This window comes from Gaetbulibacter saemankumensis DSM 17032 (genome assembly GCF_000425645.1).
GTDB lineage: Bacteria > Bacteroidota > Bacteroidia > Flavobacteriales > Flavobacteriaceae > Gaetbulibacter > Gaetbulibacter saemankumensis.
In genome coordinates this window covers 87,303-103,771 of sequence record NZ_AUDV01000008.1, presented here as the reverse complement: position 1 = coordinate 103,771, position 16,469 = coordinate 87,303, and the positions used below count along the sequence as shown (strand labels likewise).

Here is a 16,469-nt window from a genome sequence, read left to right as displayed (position 1 = left end):
TTGGGAACGCTTTTTTTTATGATTTTTTATAGATTTTTGTTTTATAAGGGAATGTTTCCGTGTTTGCGTTTTGGTATATCGACTATTTTGTTTTCCAGCATGGCAAAACCTTTAATGAGTTTTCTTCTCGTTTGTGAAGGTAGAATAACCTCATCAATAAATCCTCGACTAGCAGCCCGATATGGATTTTCGAATTTTTCGGAATATTCGCTTACTTTTTCAGTTAGTTTCTTTTCTGGATTATCGGATTCTGCAATTTCTTTTTTAAATATAATTTCACTGGCTCCTTTGGCTCCCATAACCGCAATTTCAGCTTCTGGCCAGGCGAAATTCAAGTCAGCTCCTATATGTTTTGAATTCATAACATCGTATGCACCACCGTAAGCTTTCCTAGTTATTACAGTTACTTTAGGAACGGTTGCTTCACTCAGTGCGTATAATAATTTAGCACCATGAACGATAATTCCATTCCACTCCTGATCGGTACCTGGTAAAAAACCTGGCACATCTACTAAAACAAGTATTGGTATATTAAAACAATCACAGAAGCGGGTAAAACGTGCTGCTTTTTTTGAGCTATTTACATCTAAAACACCAGCTAAAAATTTAGGTTGATTAGCTATAATACCAATACTTCTTCCTCCTAATCTGGCAAATCCTACAATAATATTTTCAGCATAATCTTTATGAATTTCGAAAAACGAAGCCTCATCTATAATTCCTGAAATAACGTCATGCATATCATAAGGTTTGTTGGCATTATCAGGTATCACATTGTTCAATTCATTTCTAATTTCATCTTTAGGAATAAAATCCAGTTTACTTGCCGTTTCCTTGTTGTTTTGTGGCAGATAGCTAAGTAATGTTTTAATGCTTTCTAGACAGGCTACATCGTTCGCTGAAGTGTGATGTGCCACGCCCGATTTTGTGGCATGGGTGTGGGCGCCCCCTAACTCTTCCGAAGTTACATTTTCATTGGTCACCGTTTTAACTACATTCGGTCCAGTGACAAACATATAACTTGTATTTTCTACCATAAAGGTGAAATCGGTCATGGCAGGTGAATACACAGCACCACCAGCACAAGGTCCCATAATGGCTGATATTTGAGGTACTACACCAGAAGACTGCACGTTGCGATAAAAAATATCAGCATAGCCTCCTAGTGAACGAACACCTTCCTGGATACGAGCGCCACCTGAGTCATTAAGTCCAATTATAGGAGCGCCAACCTTTACAGCTAAATCCATTATTTTGCATATTTTTTCAGCATGAGTCTCAGATAAGGCACCACCGAAAACGGTAAAATCTTGGGCGTAGACATAAACTAATCGACCTAGAATTGTGCCATAACCAGTAATAACGCCATCACCATAATAAATTTCATCGGTCATACCAAAATCGGTGGTTCTATGGGTTACCAATAGACCAATTTCTTCAAAAGAGCCTTCATCTAATAAATACGCAACACGTTCACGAGCAGTTAATTTTTTCTTAGCGTGTTGTTTATCAATGCGCTTTTTTCCGCCACCTAATTTTGCCAGTGCTTCGAGTTCTTTTAACTGTTTTATTTTTGAATCCATAGATGCTTATTGGTTAGGTAATCTTAGTTTGTTCTGATCTTCCAAATATTGTTTCAAGGCTACTAGAGCTGCAATTTTAGCTTCTTGTTCTATTTCTTTTTTAAGTAGATGAGCCTTGTAATATTGTTTTATAAAATGCGTGTCAAAATTTCCAGATCGAAAAGCTTCATGTTCACAGACAAATTTGCCAAAAGGAAGGGTTGTTTTAATGCCATCAACTTGATAGTGTTTTATAGCTTCTAAGAGGATTTGAATGGCTTCCTCACGTGATTTACCATATGCTATTAATTTAGATAGCATAGGGTCGTAATAGATTGGGATTTCCATTCCTTCTTCATAACCATTATCAACTCTAACACCTCGCCCATGAGGTAGTTTGTATATATTTAAAGTGCCCACGCTCGGTAAAAAGTCGTTTGCAGGGTCTTCCGCATAGACTCTTAATTCTATAGCATGTCCCTTTATTTTTAAATCTTTCTGAATAATATTTAAAGGCTCTCCACGTGCAATTCTAATTTGTAGTTCAACCAAGTCTAAACCTGTAATTAATTCGGTTACGGGGTGTTCTACCTGAAGTCGGGTGTTCATTTCTAAGAAATAGAAATTACGATTGGCATCCAATAAAAATTCGACGGTTCCCGCGCCTACATAATCACAAGACTTAGCTACTTTTACAGCGGCTTCTCCCATTATTTGACGTAGTTCGGGTGATAAGATTGATGAAGGTGCTTCTTCAATAACTTTTTGATGACGACGTTGGATACTGCATTCTCGCTCGAATAAATGAATAATATTCCCGTGTTGATCTGCCATAATTTGAATTTCTATATGCCGAGGAGAGGTCACATATTTTTCAATGAAAACAGATCCGTCACCAAAGGCTGAGGTTGCTTCACTAATAGCACGGTTCATTTGAGATTCTAGTTCTTTGGATGATTCAACGATACGCATCCCCTTACCACCGCCACCTGCTGAGGCCTTAATAAGAATGGGGTATCCTATATCTGAAGCAATTTGTAGCGCCTTTTCAGTGTTGATTATGGCTTTTTCGGTACCCGGAACCATAGGAATATTATATTGTTTTACCGCTTCTTTTGCAGCTAATTTACTTCCCATAATTTTTATGGATTCCGATTTAGGACCGATAAATGTTATATGATTGGTTTCGCATAATTCGGCAAAATCTGCATTTTCACTTAGGAAACCATAACCCGGATGGATGGCGTCTACGTTGAGTTGTTTCGATACTTCAATTATTTTTTGAGCATTTAAATATGATTTATTTGAAGGAGCCTCACCAATACAGATAGCTTCGTTTGCATATTTTACGTGAGGTGAATTTCGGTCTATTGTGGAATAAACAGCAACGGTTTTAATTCCCATTTTATGTGCTGTTTTCATGACACGAATAGCAATTTCTCCTCTATTAGCAACTAATAATTTTTTCATAGTTATTCGAACTCAATAAGTAGTTGATTTTTATCAATAGATTTTCCTGTACTAACTGCAATTGATTTAATAATACCATCTCGAGGTGCGGTAATGATATTTTCCATTTTCATAGCTTCAAGAATTAATAAGCTGTCATTTTCATTTACCGAATCACCTTTTTTAACGTGAATATCCAGAATGAGCCCTGGCATAGGTGCATACACAGCTTGAATATGTTTTGTTGAACCAAGATCAAACCCCATGTCTTTTATAAGTAAATCTAAGGAGTCCGCTATTTGTACTTCGTAGTGATTATTATTAACTGATACTGTATATCGTTTTTTATTAAAATCAGACCGTACAATTTCAGATTGAAGAGATTTGTGGTCTAATAAAATATGTAAACCATTTTTATTAGAAATGGCATCAAGATTTAAAATATCCTCAGAAGAAATTTTAAAATGAAAACTATTATTCACTTCAACTTCGAACGATTTACTCATAATTGGTAGAATTGCTTTGTAGTAAATATAAGAATTTATCTACTCAATCTTAAAGACTAATTGTGCTTAGAATTTATAAGTACCAACTAAACCTTAAAATTCGAATTTTCCTGATGTTTAATAATGGCTTTATGCGATAATATTAAAGCTATGCCAAGAGAAATAAAGGCACCTACCCATATGCCGGGAACAAAATCGATAAACAGAAAAAAGTCATAAATACCATGAAATAATATAGCTAAAAGAAGTCCGATGAAGTTTAATAGGATACGCTTGTTTGAGAACTTAGCCTTACCCATGTAATACCCCATTAAAATACCGAATGACGCATGAGCGGGAATGGCCGTAAAGGCTCTTAACAAGGCTGCTTCGTAACCACCTTGTAATACGTAGAAAAAATTTTCGGTTGCCGCAAATCCCATAGAAACCATAACGGCATAAACAATACCATCAAAAGGTTCGTTAAATTCCTGGTTTGTCTGAGCGTAGTATTTAATAATGATGTACTTACTAAACTCCTCGGTAAATCCAACAACCAAAAAGGCCTTTAGAAATTGTTGCACAATGTTGGTGTGTTCTGTGATAGGTAAAACGTAATCAAAACAAAAATACAGGACAGTAGTAATAAAAATGCTAACAATGGCCCCTAACAAAAAGTTATAAAATAGAAAACGTTTAGGTTCTTTCTCATGTTTATCCTGATGGTAAATGTATAAAACAACTATTACTATGGGTACAATTGAAAGTAGAATTAAATTCATGGCTTATTTTTTTTCAAAATTAAAATTTAATGTTTTTAATTTTGTCAAGTACAAATTCGTAGTACGCTTTATTTGATGGTACAAAATGGTTATCCATACCAATGTGGTCAATTAAGTATTTAAAATACTCTATACTAACTAATTTCAAGGCTTCAACCTCTTCTTCTTGAGGAATTAATATGGTTATTGGTTGTTTGAGTTCACATATGAATGTGTTGTGAAACTCATTGTCTATAATACCATTTGGGTAGGATTGAAAACATTTAAACACACCAATTTTATGAAGTGTATTTTCAGAGATATCTAAACTAATTTCTTCTTTGGTTTCTCGAATGGCAGCCTGTATTATAGATTCTCCCGCATCAATATGTCCAGCAACAGAGACGTCCCACATGAGCGGACAAATACTTTTTTGAGCCGAGCGCTGCGATAAAAGAATTTCACCTTTGTTAGTATAAAACCAAATGTGAACAGTATTGTGCAAATAGCCTTTTTGGTGAATCACCGATTTTAATTCACTGCGTCCTGTGGGAACAGCATTTTCATCTACAATATCTAAATATTCATCCATAGTGCAAAAAGAAAAGCCTCAGTGAAGAGGCTTTTTTATATTATTGAAAATAGCTAAATGTTTCGCCGTCTTTAATGTTTAATAAACTCTCGTAAATTAATTTAATAACGTTTTCAACATCATCTCTGTGTACCATTTCTACGGTTGTATGCATATAGCGTAACGGTAAAGATATGAGTGCAGATGCCACACCGCCATTGCTATAAGCAAAAGCATCGGTATCTGTACCAGTGGCACGAGAAAGAGCACTACGTTGGAACGGAATTTTTTTAGCTTCGGCCGTATCGGTAATTAAATCACGTAATTTTTGTTGTACCGCTGGTGCATAAGCAATAACAGGCCCCTTGCCAATTTCTAAATCACCCTGAACTTTTTTATCAATCATCGGTGTTGTGGTATCATGAGTTACATCGGTAACGATGGCGGCATTAGGTTTAATGGTATGGGTAATCATTTCTGCTCCTCGTAAACCAATTTCTTCCTGTACTGCATTTACAATATATAATCCGAAAGGCAACTCCTGCTTATTTTCTTTTAATAATCGCGCTACTTCGGCAATCATGAAACCACCCATGCGATTATCTAAAGCGCGACATACAAACTTGTCTTCGTTTAGAATATGAAATTCGTCTGGATAGGTAATAACGCAACCCACATGAACGCCTAATTTCTCAACTTCTTCTTTGGTTTTGCAGCCACAGTCGATAAAAATATTATCTTGTTTTGGAGTTTCTTCTTTAGATTTATCGCGCGTATGAATCGCAGGCCAACCAAAAACACCTTTAACAATGCCATTCTTGGTATGGATGTTTACAACCTTACTTGGTGCAATTTGGTGATCGCTACCGCCATTTCTAATCACGTAGATAAGTCCATTGTCTGAAATGTAATTAACATACCATGAAATTTCATCTGCATGCCCCTCAATAACAACCTTGTATTTAGCATCGGGATTTATTACACCAACAGCAGTTCCGTAGGTATCAGTAATAAACTCATCTACATATGGTTTTAGATAATCCATCCATATTTTTTGGCCACTCCATTCGTAACCGGTTGGGGCCGCATTATTTAGGTATTTTTCTAAAAAATCGATTGAATTTTTATTTAAAATGCTCTTCATAGTCGTGTTTAAAAATTTTCCACTAAAATAAGAATATTAATAGAATTGAATGAGGCTATATTAAATATTATAGGCGCTTTTAATAAATATTTGAGATTTTAGTAAAGCTGGATGTTTTAAGGTGCGTTAGCGATTATTAAGAATGAAAAAGTGATTAGCAATTTTTAAATTAGTAATTTTGAATCGACTTTTGCTCCAGTATTTTTATGAATAGAATTTTAGCATATATACTAATATTTTTCCCTGCTTTATTGCTTGCACAGATTAACGACCGACCTAAAGATTCATCTGAAGTTACTTATGTTATCATAAAAGGTGATTCGGTCCCACATACCACAATAAATTTAGAAGAAGTTATACTTTTAAATAAATTGAAATTCGATGATCGCGAATCGCGTCGTCGTTATCTTATACTTAGACGAAAAACCATAAAAGTGTATCCTTATGCTAAAATGGCTGCCGAACGTTTAGACTCTATGAATAAAATCATGAAAACTTTAAAAAGAAATAGAGATAAGAAACGTTATACTAAACGAGTTCAAAAGTATATTGAAGGCGAGTTTTCAGATGAACTTAAAAAAATGACGCGTACCGAAGGTCAGATTTTAGTAAAATTAATTCATAGGCAAACGGGGACAACCGCTTTTGATCTGGTGAAGGAACTGCGCAGTGGTTGGCGTGCCTTTTGGTATAATACAACAGCCAGTATGTTCGATATTTCGTTAAAACGCGAATTCGATCCTTTAAATGAAAAGGAAGACTATTTAATTGAAGACATACTTCAGCGGAATTTTCAAAGTGGTATTTTAGAGCGTCAGGAGCCGGAGGTAAAATACAATTTTTACGATTTAAGTAATAAGTGGCTCAATCAGGAAAACCCATAATAATGCGTAATCAGACGCCTTTTGAAGAAAAGTTAAATGCCATATCCCATGGCATTGGAGCCGTATTTGGTATCGCAGGGTTGGTGTTGTTAATTGTTTTTAATTCTAATAAAACCCCCTGGAGTTTATTTAGTGTTATTGTTTATGGGCTTTCTATTGTTATATTGTTTTCGGCTTCAACTTTGTATCATGCGGTTCGTCATGAGCAGAATAAATATTACTTCAGAATTATAGATCATATTGGTATTTACTTATTAATAGCAGGCACTTATACACCGGTACTCCTAATTACTTTAAAAGCTAGTTTAGGTTGGTCTTTATTCTGGATTGTTTGGGGTATTGCCGCATTTGGTGTAGTATTAAAAATATTCTTTACAGGTCGTTTCGGGGTATTTTCAACCTTATTATATCTGGTAATGGGGTGGCTTATTGTGTTTGATTTTAATAGTTTAAGTCAAATAATGGCTAGCAATGGTATATTGTTGCTCTTTGCGGGTGGACTTGCTTATACCTTAGGAATAGTATTTTATGCTATAGAACGAATATCCTATAATCATGTTATTTGGCATTTATTTGTGCTAGCTGGTGCCGTATGCCATTTTCTAATGATATTCTTTTATGTAATTTAGAGCTTCAACTTTTACATTATAACTTTCAAGCATGGATAAAATTAAAATGGTTCCTGTTATTATGAGGCAGGATTTTGAAGTTATTGAACGTTTAGCTAATAAAATTTGGATTAGTCATTATACACCAATTATTGGTAAAGATCAGGTTGCTTATATGCTTGAAAAGTTTCAGTCTGTTAAAGCCATGCAAGACCAGATTATGGAAGGGTTCAAATATTATATTATAACATTAAAAGGATCTTCCGTTGGTTATATTGCTCTAAAACCAGAAATTGATACGCTGTTTCTCAGTAAAATTTATGTTTTAGACACTCATAGGGGGAAGGGAATAGGTCGTGATGCTATGGCTTTTGTTGAAAATAAAGCTCATATTTGCAAGTTAAAACAGATTCGTTTAACCGTGAATATTCATAATACGAAGGCTATTAATGTTTATGAAAACATGGGATTTCACAATAATGGACCTATTGTAGCTGATATAGGGAATGGGTTTGTTATGGATGATTATGAGATGATTAAAGTTATTAATTAACTTTTGATGATATCCTTGTACTCTTCAAAGAATGTTTCGAATAAAATCATGTTTTCATTAAAAAATTCCATAACATCGCGCCAAGTATTTTTATTATGAATAGAAACTTTTTGGTCTAAAGGCACATATATTCTAGAAATCTCCTTCTCATTATCCAGAATATATTCTTCTTCATAAATAGCGTCGGGTAAATACTCTTCTAGAAGAATAGTCTTTAAGGCAACTAATTTTTCCCAGTAATTAATTCGGTTTTCTAGGTCGTCTTCTAAGTCGAGTGCGATAAGCGCGTTTTTATTGTCGAAATAAAATTTAAAACTAAGTCCCTTCATTTTAGTATCGTATAAAATCCATTTCCTAGGAAAGGATTTTCCGAAACTGGTCCAAAATTCTTGTCGTAAGCGCCTAGATTCTTCTTTAGAGAACATATATTATTAAATTAAATAGGCTACACAAACACCTAAAATAATAGAAACAAATTTCGATAAATTGAATTTATGCCCATCGCCACTTTCAAATAAAATAGTAGTAGAAATATGGAAGAATATCCCAATAACAAAGGCATTTATTACCTGAGAATAGGTGGTAAGTACTTCAGAAGTATGGGAAATAAAAGTTCCCAGTGGCGTCATCATCGCAAATAAAATTAAAAACACGGCAATTTGTAGTTTCTTGTAACCCGACTGAAATAAAAACATGGTGATTAGAGTTGCAATTGGAATTTTATGAACCAAAACACCATAAACCATATCGTTGTGGTCGTGAATAGCAAATCCTTCTAAAAAGCTATGAATACACAAACTTATAAATAGCATCCAAGGAAAAGCCGTTTCGTTTTTATGGATATGTACGTGACCGTGTTCGGCACCCTTAGAAAAAAGTTCTAAAATAATTTGAAGCATAATACCTCCCATAATATACACCCCTGTGAGTTTCCCTTCTAGATGTTCATACACCTCGGGAAGCAATTCAAAAAGTGTTAAGGCTAATAGGAACGAACCACTAAATGAAAGTAAGAGTTTGGTGTTAATAGACTTTTGTTTTTTAGTGATTGTTGCTAAAATAAAACCTACAACAACAGCTATAATGGGAAAAATAAATTTATTCATTTTGAATTTAAAATACCTATTTGTTTAATATATGCTATTTAAAAATCATGACTAAGCGTTCCGACGTTTTTGGACGAAATTTATTCAGTTTATAATCACCAAAAACGTCTAATAAAAATACTCCAGCTTCTTCAAATAATGCTTCGAAATCTTTTAACGTAAATGCTTTTACACGCTCCTGATAGCTATAAACATCACCATAAGCAGTAAAGTTAATGTCTTTTATAATATAGTCATCTTTTACGTAGCGTTGTAAATGAAACTCAATATTATCAATAGTTTTAACCTCTTTAGGAACCAAATTTTCAATAACGAATTCACTATTCATAAAATCAATAACACCGAATCCAGTTTCATTCAAATCAGCTTTTATAGCTTTAATAGTTCTTAAGTTATCTGCGTCGTCTTCGAAATACCCAAAACTAGTAAACAGATTAAAAACCGCATCGAAAGTTTTACCAAATGGTTTGCACATATCGTGTACATCAAAATGAAGCCTGTGATTTTCAAACTTCTTGGCAAAGGCAATACTGTTTTCGCTTAAATCAGCACCAGTGACATCGTATCCAATTTTATTTAAGTAGCGAGCGTGTCTACCTTTTCCACAAGGTAGGTCTAATATGGTTCCGTGTTCAGGAATGTTTAAATACTGGGTAAGGGTTTCCATAAAATGTTGCGCCTCAACCTCATTTCTATCTTTGTATAATGTGTGATAAAATGGTGTGTCAAACCAAGAGGCGAACCATTTAGTGTTATTTTCAGTCATATATATGTTTGGAGGTTCCCTTATATTGGTTATCCAATATAAGGCCAGGCTTTTGCTATATCTTTTATCTGTATTTTCGGCGTTACACTTGCAAACCCAGATAAAAGGATGCCGCTGCAATCCTTAACCTAATTCAGATTAACTTTAATATTACGGCAAAATTACGCTATTTTTGCATTCTATTAAAGCGAACCCCTTAAGAGAATAGGAAAAAATGCAAGAAAATTTTACCATGGTAGCCAAAACCTTGTTTGGTTTTGAAGATCTTTTAGAAAAAGAATTGTTACAACTAGGTGCACAAAATATTAAAAAAGGGGTGCGAAGTGTCTCATTTGTTGGAGATAAAGGGTTTATGTATAAGTCAAATTTAGCTCTGAGAACGGCCATTAAAATATTAAAGCCTATAAAAACTTTTCGGGTAAATAATGAGCAGGATTTGTATAATAAAATCTATGCGATGGATTGGAGTGCGTATTTAAAACCAACAGGATCTCTGGCTATCGATGCGACCATACATTCCGATTTATTTAAGCATTCCTTATTTATAGCTCAAAAAGTTAAAGATGCCATTGTCGATAAATTTAGAGATACCGATGGTCAGCGACCAAATGTAGATTTAAAATTTCCTGATTTAAAAATTAATGTGCGAATCGATAGAAAAGAATGTACAATTTCGTTAGACTCTTCTGGGGATTCTCTTCATAAACGAGGGTATAAGTTAGCCACCAATATTGCTCCTATTAATGAAGTTCTGGCAGCCGGGCTTATTATGTTATCGGGTTGGGATGGCCAATCTGATTTTATGGATCCTATGTGTGGAAGTGGTACTATGTTAATTGAAGCGGCTATGATTGCCTGCAATATTCCACCAAATTTAATGCGTAAGGAATTTGCCTTTGAGCGTTGGCATGATTGGGATGTCGATTTGTTTGAAAAGATTGAAGAATCCCTGTTAAATAAAACGCGAGATTTTCACCATACTATTACAGGTTATGATAAAGCCCCTAGTGCGGTTACTAAAGCAAAAGAAAATGTAAAAAATGCCCAGTTAGAGGATTTTATTACTATAAAGCATGAAGACTTTTTCAAAACCCAAAAAGGAGGAGAAAACAAATTACATATGGTGTTTAATCCACCTTACGGAGAGCGTTTGAACATCGATATGCAGGAATTCTATAAAAATATAGGAGATACTTTAAAGCAAAATTATGCCAATACCGATGCCTGGTTTATAACCAGTAATTTAGATGCTTTAAAGTATGTAGGTTTACGTCCGTCACGTAAAATTCAACTTTATAATGCGAAGCTGGAATCACGTTTAGTTAAGTATGAAATTTATGCAGGGAGTAAGAAAGCGAAACATATGGAGTAGGAAATATAATTAGTAATGGAATTATTACTTGTCTTCACCCTTAGGTTTGTCAGCTCTTTTATATAATGGTATTCTATAAGAAATGTAATAGCTGTAACCAGCACCTATGCCACTACTATCGTAAGTTTTATAAAAACCAGGAATGAAGACGTTTTCAAAATTTTCAGGGTTGGTTTCTGTGGCTAAGAATTTTAATTGAGCATTTATTCCAAGAAAAAGATTGTTTAAAACTTCAACTTTTAATCCTAGAATCAATTCTGCCCAAACTGCATTTAGTCCCTTATATTCACGTAAGTCATTAGATGTCAGTACCTGCCAGTAAGGAAACTTATTGTAAATGGTATAGCTGTTTAAATTATGACTAAAGGTGCTGGCCCCGATTCGAAATCCGGCAAATATTAAATTATCCATATCCAGCCAGTTGTCATACATATTATAATCAATACCTGCTTTTATATAACTCCCTTTTGTTGTAACATCTAAATAATCGTTAACCGTGTTTTTATCATCAAAACCAAGTTCGGCAGCTATGTAAAGGTCTTCTTTAATTCTATAATCAGCAGCAATTTCAAATCCACTATATTCATCGTCGATGAATGATCGGGTTAATTTAGCTAAATCGACACCTACACGAAGACCGTATTTATGTTTAATGACATTAGAATCATCGAAAGTATTGCTTATACTGTCGTTTTGTGCTTGAACGGAAACAGAAAACAACACTATTAAAATAAGCGAATTAGTGATATATGTTGAAATGCGTTTCAGTTTCATTTTCTACAGATTGGTTATCATTTAAAGGCTGGCGGGCTTTAATCCAGTTATCGTTGTCCGGCTCAATATTTAGAGTCACATTTTCGAAAATAGTTTTGTATCCACAGGCACGTGAAACGTATATTTCACGTCTGCTATAGCTAATACTTATGATATCCTGATTACCTTCTAAGAAATCATCGTCTGGGTTGTCAGGTGTTCCATTATCATTAATTTCCGCATCCTTTATTAGGCGGTATTGCGTCGTGTTAACGTCGGTTTTTAATGGAAGTAATAGTTTGTTCTTGGCTACAAAAGCGTAGCCATCTAATATATTTTCATTATCAACACCGACAATTAATAAGCTAGGAATGCTTTTTAGGTTTTCCTGATTAGAAACATCGTAAGCTTCTATAATTAGTCGGGGAGTGGTAGATTCACTATCTGGACAAATATCATCACTTTCGCAACTTATAATAAAACCTATAAGTAAACTAAGTGAGGCAATGACAGTAATTTTTAAATATTTCATGTTATATTTTTAAATCAGCGGGGCATTCAATTTGATTTATAACAAAACTAACGTTTTTCCAAAAGTACAACATTTTCTACATGAAAAGTTTGTGGAAACATATCGACTGCCTGTGTTTTAATTATTTTGTACTGTGCATCCATTAAAGCTAGATCTCGCGCTTGGGTAGCACTATTACAACTAACATAAACTACTTTTTTTGGTGCAATATTTAAAATTTGTTGTACAACATCTTTATGCATCCCATCGCGTGGAGGGTCGGTAATTATAACATCCGGATTGCCATGCATATTAATAAAATCGGCATTGAATACGTTTTTCATATCACCAACAAAAAATTCTGTATTTGTAATATTGTTTAATTTCGCATTCTCTTTTGCGGCTGTAATAGCATCGGGAACGGCTTCAACACCAATTACCTTTTTAGCTTGTTTAGAAACGAATTGTGCAATGGTACCTGTTCCGGTATATAAATCGTAAACCAGTTCGTTGCCTGTTAAACCGGCAAATTCACGGGTTATTTTATATAATTCGTAAGCTTGATCTGAATTTGTTTGATAAAATGATTTCGCATTAATTTTAAATTTAAGACCTTCCATTTCTTCAAAAATGTGATCTTCTCCTTTATAACAAATTACTTCTTGATCGTAAATAGTATCATTAGCTTTACCATTAATGACATATTGTAAAGAACTAATCTCAGGGAATGTGTTAGCAATATAATCTAACAATAATTCACGTTTCGATTTATCTTCTTTAAAAAACTGAACAAGCACCATAATATCTCCAGTACTGGAAGTACGAATCATCATAGTTCGTAATAGGCCTGTTTGGTTTCTAGTATTAAAAAATTCTAAGTCATTCTCAATGGCAAATTTTTTAACGGTGTTACGAATAGCATTAGAAGGGTCTGCTTGCAGGTAGCATTTTTTTAAGTCGAGAATTTTATCCCACATGCCTGGAATATGAAATCCTAAGGCGTTTTTGTCTCCAAGATCTTCATCAGATTGAATTTCTTCTAAAGTTAACCATCGGCTATCACTAAAAGAGAATTCCATTTTATTTCTGTAAAAATACTGCTCTTTAGATCCCAAAATCGGGGTAACTTCAGGAAGTTCCAAATGCCCAATGCGGGTTAAGTTGTTTGTAACTTCTTTTTGTTTGTAAAATAGTTGATGCTCGTAACCCATATCTTGCCATTTACAACCACCACACACACCGAAATGCTCGCATGCAGGCTCGGTACGTTTATCTGATTTCTTATGAAAAGTAGTAGCCTTACCTTCATAATAAGCTTTACGCTTTTTAAAGGTTTGTACATCTACAATATCTCCAGGTACGGCATTGGGCAGGAAAATTACCTTTCCGTCTGGGGCTTTAGCAATAGTTTTGCCTTTGGCACCAGCATCAATAACCTCTATATTTTCAAAAACTTGTTTTTTCGATTTTCTTCTTGACATGCTGCAAAAGTAATTTCTTTTTCTGTTTTTGTTATGAGCGACTTGTTAATTTTTTCAGTAAATATGTAGAGAACTAAGATTTTTTGAAGCCGTTAATATTTTGTAATTTGCGGCCTCTTAGGGATGATTTCTCTCCCACGCTGAATTTTCGAATTCTTCGAAAGGATAAAGGTACAGTAGGAATGGTTATTTTATCAATTTAAATTTTATTAAAATGGCTGTTTTAGAACAATTAACATCACAGCAAGCAATCGATTTAGAAAACAAGTATGGAGCTCATAATTACCATCCACTACCCGTTGTTTTAACCAAAGGGGAAGGCGTTTACGTTTGGGACGTTGAAGGAAAAAAGTATTACGACTTTTTATCGGCTTATTCTGCCGTAAACCAAGGACATTGCCATCCGAAAATTGTGGGTGCCATGGTAAATCAAGCACAAACATTGTCGTTAACCTCCAGAGCATTTTATAATGATGTGCTAGGGAAATATGAGAAATTCGCATGTGAATATTTTGGTTTCGATAAGTTACTGCCGATGAATACAGGGGCTGAAGCTGTTGAAACGGCTTTAAAGTTATGCCGAAAATGGGCCTATGAAGTTAAGGGGATTGCAGAAAATGAAGCTGAGATTATTGTTTGTGAAAACAATTTTCACGGAAGAACAACAACCATTATTTCTTTTTCAAATGATCCTGTAGCTCGCAAAAATTTCGGACCATACACTAAAGGATTTATTAAAATTGAATACGACAATTTAGTAGCTTTAGAAGAGGCTTTAAAGAATAATTCTAATGTAGCTGGGTTTTTAGTAGAACCAATTCAGGGCGAAGCGGGTGTTTATGTGCCTAGCGAAGGTTATTTAGCGCAGGCAAAGGCACTATGTGAAAAGTACAACGTGTTGTTTATAGCCGATGAAGTACAAACAGGAATTGCGCGTACGGGAAAATTACTCGCTGTAAATCATGAAAATGTAAAACCTGATGTATTAATATTAGGAAAAGCTATTAGTGGCGGTGTGTATCCTGTTTCAGCAGTTTTAGCAGATGATGCTATTATGCAAGTAATAAAACCAGGAAATCATGGCAGTACTTTTGGTGGTAATCCAGTGGCTGCCGCAGTGGCTATTGCAGCTTTAGAAGTGGTACAGGATGAACAATTGGCTGAACGCGCAGAAACCTTGGGTCGTTTATTTAGAATTAAAATTAACGATTATATTGCGACAAGTAGTATTGCTAACTTAGTACGAGGAAAGGGCTTGTTGAACGCTATTGTGATAAATGATTCTGAAGAAAGCGATACAGCTTGGAATATTTGTTTAGCATTACGTGACAATGGTTTGTTAGCAAAACCAACCCATGGCAATATTATTCGTTTTGCTCCACCATTAGTGATGACCGAAGCGCAACTTATGGATTGTGTAAATATTATTATTACGACACTTAAACAGTTCGAAAAATAATTTAAAATATTAATAGAATAAAAAAGCGACCAATAGGTCGCTTTTTTATATTATGCCGATTCCAATGCCTCTTTGTAGGATTCCATGAATTGATCTATTAGATCTTGACGTTGTTCCCAGCCACCTGTGGCTAAATCATATAAGTTCATAAGTAAAAATACGCCGCATATAATTGTCACAACTAAAGCAAAGGTTTTAGCAGTTTTCATAGCTTTTAGATTACCTTCATAAGCTTCTGGATGTAATTCAGCGTCCTTTATTTTTTTATTCGCCATATAAAATGCTGGCCCAGAGAATAGAATTCCGAGACCACCAAAGCAGCAGCAGAGTAGCCCTAAAATGGTTAAAATATAAATAACCGTTGTGTTGAGATTTTTTTTCATGATGGATTAAGTTAGTATAGTTTTTTAATTAAAAAGCTAATTACAATAATACTTATAGAAGTGATAGCTAAAAAATTAATTAGTTTTTGTGAGTATTTAAATTTTACGAAGAAAGATAATAATATAGTACTAAATAAAGGTATTAAGGTGTATATGGCAGGATACATAAAAAAGGCTTCTATAAATTCTCCCTTAAGTAATAGCGAAAATGCACGTTGAAATCCACAGCCCATACACTCAAACCCAAAAAACTTTTTGTTTAAACAGGGAATCATCAAATCATCTATATTCGTCATAAAATTTGCTTCATTAATTTCAAATTTATATAATTTATGAGGAAAGGTCTAATAGGAATGCGATTAATTTGTGGTGAAAGTCGGAATTTAAGTTATAATTCGATTAGTTTTGTAGCCTAAAAATTAAATGCAATGAAATATCTTAATTATATTCTTATATTAATTGGAGCAATTGTAGCGGTTTATGCTAAAGCGGAGGCAGACCAAAACCAGTTTATATTAATTTTAGGTATCGTATTACTTATGATTGGTGTTTATAGAATATCTAAAAAAGTACCAAGTAGAACTAAAGAAGAAGAAAATCAAGATATCGATAACGTATAAT

20 protein-coding genes are annotated in these 16,469 nt (G+C 34.3%); 6 read left to right on the top strand and 14 right to left on the bottom strand.

Annotated elements, in window-relative coordinates:
• Positions 1-41: 41 nt before the first annotated feature.
• The 6 genes from H611_RS0106250 to H611_RS0106225 all read right to left on the bottom strand — a co-directional run bounded on the left by H611_RS0106250 (position 42) and on the right by H611_RS0106225 (position 5,972).
• The gene (locus H611_RS0106250; RefSeq protein ID WP_027137547.1) at positions 42-1,583 is read right to left on the bottom strand and encodes an acyl-CoA carboxylase subunit beta; all 1,542 of its coding nucleotides are present in this window, start codon (positions 1,581-1,583) and stop codon (positions 42-44) included.
• Between the two features lie 6 nt (positions 1,584-1,589).
• On the bottom strand, positions 1,590-3,032 hold the full coding sequence (gene accC, locus H611_RS0106245) for an acetyl-CoA carboxylase biotin carboxylase subunit (protein ID WP_027137546.1): 1,443 nt from the start codon (positions 3,030-3,032) through the stop codon (positions 1,590-1,592).
• 2 nt (positions 3,033-3,034) lie between these two features.
• On the bottom strand, positions 3,035-3,517 hold the full coding sequence (locus H611_RS0106240; RefSeq protein WP_027137545.1) for an acetyl-CoA carboxylase biotin carboxyl carrier protein subunit: 483 nt from the start codon (positions 3,515-3,517) through the stop codon (positions 3,035-3,037).
• An 86-nt stretch (positions 3,518-3,603) separates the two neighbouring features.
• Positions 3,604-4,278 (bottom strand): PrsW family intramembrane metalloprotease, encoded by a 675-nt coding sequence (locus tag H611_RS0106235; RefSeq protein ID WP_027137544.1) that lies wholly within the window; start codon positions 4,276-4,278, stop codon positions 3,604-3,606.
• Positions 4,279-4,297: 19 nt separating this feature from the next.
• The gene (locus tag H611_RS0106230; protein ID WP_027137543.1) at positions 4,298-4,849 is read right to left on the bottom strand and encodes an NUDIX hydrolase; all 552 of its coding nucleotides are present in this window, start codon (positions 4,847-4,849) and stop codon (positions 4,298-4,300) included.
• A 40-nt stretch (positions 4,850-4,889) separates the two neighbouring features.
• Positions 4,890-5,972 carry a M42 family metallopeptidase gene (locus H611_RS0106225; protein WP_035483555.1) on the bottom strand — a complete coding sequence of 361 codons (1,083 nt, stop codon included), beginning with the start codon at positions 5,970-5,972 and terminating at the stop codon, positions 4,890-4,892.
• Between the two features lie 206 nt (positions 5,973-6,178).
• Here H611_RS0106225 and H611_RS0106220 point away from each other — a divergent pair, with 206 nt between their 5' ends.
• The 3 genes from H611_RS0106220 to H611_RS0106210 are packed head-to-tail and all read left to right on the top strand — an operon-like array spanning position 6,179 to position 8,017.
• Entirely contained in the window at positions 6,179-6,856 is a 678-nt protein-coding gene (locus H611_RS0106220; protein WP_027137541.1) for a DUF4294 domain-containing protein, read from the top strand.
• A gap of 2 nt (positions 6,857-6,858) precedes the next feature.
• Positions 6,859-7,485, top strand: a complete 627-nt coding sequence (trhA, locus tag H611_RS0106215; protein WP_027137540.1) for a PAQR family membrane homeostasis protein TrhA — start codon at positions 6,859-6,861, stop codon at positions 7,483-7,485.
• Positions 7,486-7,516: 31 nt separating this feature from the next.
• Positions 7,517-8,017, top strand: coding sequence for a GNAT family N-acetyltransferase (locus tag H611_RS0106210; protein WP_051238746.1), 501 nt, complete (start codon positions 7,517-7,519; stop codon positions 8,015-8,017).
• Here H611_RS0106210 and H611_RS0106205 read toward each other — a convergent pair.
• The 3 genes from H611_RS0106205 to H611_RS0106195 are packed head-to-tail and all read right to left on the bottom strand — an operon-like array spanning position 8,014 to position 9,889.
• Positions 8,014-8,442 (bottom strand): DUF4268 domain-containing protein, encoded by a 429-nt coding sequence (locus H611_RS0106205; protein ID WP_027137538.1) that lies wholly within the window; start codon positions 8,440-8,442, stop codon positions 8,014-8,016. The genes H611_RS0106210 and H611_RS0106205 overlap by 4 nt on opposite strands.
• Before the next feature lie 6 nt (positions 8,443-8,448).
• Positions 8,449-9,123, bottom strand: coding sequence for a ZIP family metal transporter (locus H611_RS0106200; protein ID WP_027137537.1), 675 nt, complete (start codon positions 9,121-9,123; stop codon positions 8,449-8,451).
• A 34-nt stretch (positions 9,124-9,157) separates the two neighbouring features.
• Entirely contained in the window at positions 9,158-9,889 is a 732-nt protein-coding gene (locus H611_RS0106195) for a class I SAM-dependent methyltransferase (protein ID WP_027137536.1), read from the bottom strand.
• A 214-nt stretch (positions 9,890-10,103) separates the two neighbouring features.
• Here H611_RS0106195 and H611_RS0106190 point away from each other — a divergent pair, with 214 nt between their 5' ends.
• A complete protein-coding gene (locus H611_RS0106190) occupies positions 10,104-11,261 on the top strand; it encodes a THUMP domain-containing class I SAM-dependent RNA methyltransferase (RefSeq protein WP_027137535.1) in 1,158 nt (385 codons plus the stop codon).
• 24 nt (positions 11,262-11,285) lie between these two features.
• Here the strand turns inward: H611_RS0106190 and H611_RS0106185 are convergent, their stop codons facing one another.
• The 3 genes from H611_RS0106185 to rlmD are packed head-to-tail and all read right to left on the bottom strand — an operon-like array spanning position 11,286 to position 14,006.
• A complete protein-coding gene (locus H611_RS0106185) occupies positions 11,286-12,035 on the bottom strand; it encodes a DUF6048 family protein (RefSeq protein ID WP_027137534.1) in 750 nt (249 codons plus the stop codon).
• Positions 12,001-12,546, bottom strand: a complete 546-nt coding sequence (locus H611_RS14045; protein ID WP_051238745.1) for a DUF6452 family protein — start codon at positions 12,544-12,546, stop codon at positions 12,001-12,003. Before H611_RS14045 ends, H611_RS0106185 begins: the two co-directional genes overlap by 35 nt.
• A 47-nt stretch (positions 12,547-12,593) precedes the next feature.
• On the bottom strand, positions 12,594-14,006 hold the full coding sequence (gene rlmD / locus H611_RS0106175) for a 23S rRNA (uracil(1939)-C(5))-methyltransferase RlmD (RefSeq protein ID WP_027137533.1): 1,413 nt from the start codon (positions 14,004-14,006) through the stop codon (positions 12,594-12,596).
• 214 nt (positions 14,007-14,220) lie between these two features.
• Between rlmD and rocD the strand changes: the two genes are divergently transcribed.
• Positions 14,221-15,465, top strand: a complete 1,245-nt coding sequence (gene rocD, locus H611_RS0106170; RefSeq protein WP_027137532.1) for an ornithine--oxo-acid transaminase — start codon at positions 14,221-14,223, stop codon at positions 15,463-15,465.
• Between the two features lie 50 nt (positions 15,466-15,515).
• Here rocD and H611_RS0106165 read toward each other — a convergent pair whose 3' ends face one another.
• Positions 15,516-15,848: a CCC motif membrane protein gene (locus H611_RS0106165; protein ID WP_035483552.1), complete on the bottom strand. Its 333-nt coding sequence runs from the start codon at positions 15,846-15,848 to the stop codon at positions 15,516-15,518.
• Between the two features lie 11 nt (positions 15,849-15,859).
• A complete protein-coding gene (locus H611_RS0106160) occupies positions 15,860-16,081 on the bottom strand; it encodes a DUF2752 domain-containing protein (protein WP_394330425.1) in 222 nt (73 codons plus the stop codon).
• A 195-nt stretch (positions 16,082-16,276) separates the two neighbouring features.
• Here H611_RS0106160 and H611_RS0106155 point away from each other — a divergent pair, with 195 nt between their 5' ends.
• Positions 16,277-16,468 (top strand): hypothetical protein, encoded by a 192-nt coding sequence (locus tag H611_RS0106155; protein ID WP_027137529.1) that lies wholly within the window; start codon positions 16,277-16,279, stop codon positions 16,466-16,468.
• Position 16,469: the final 1 nt, after the last annotated feature.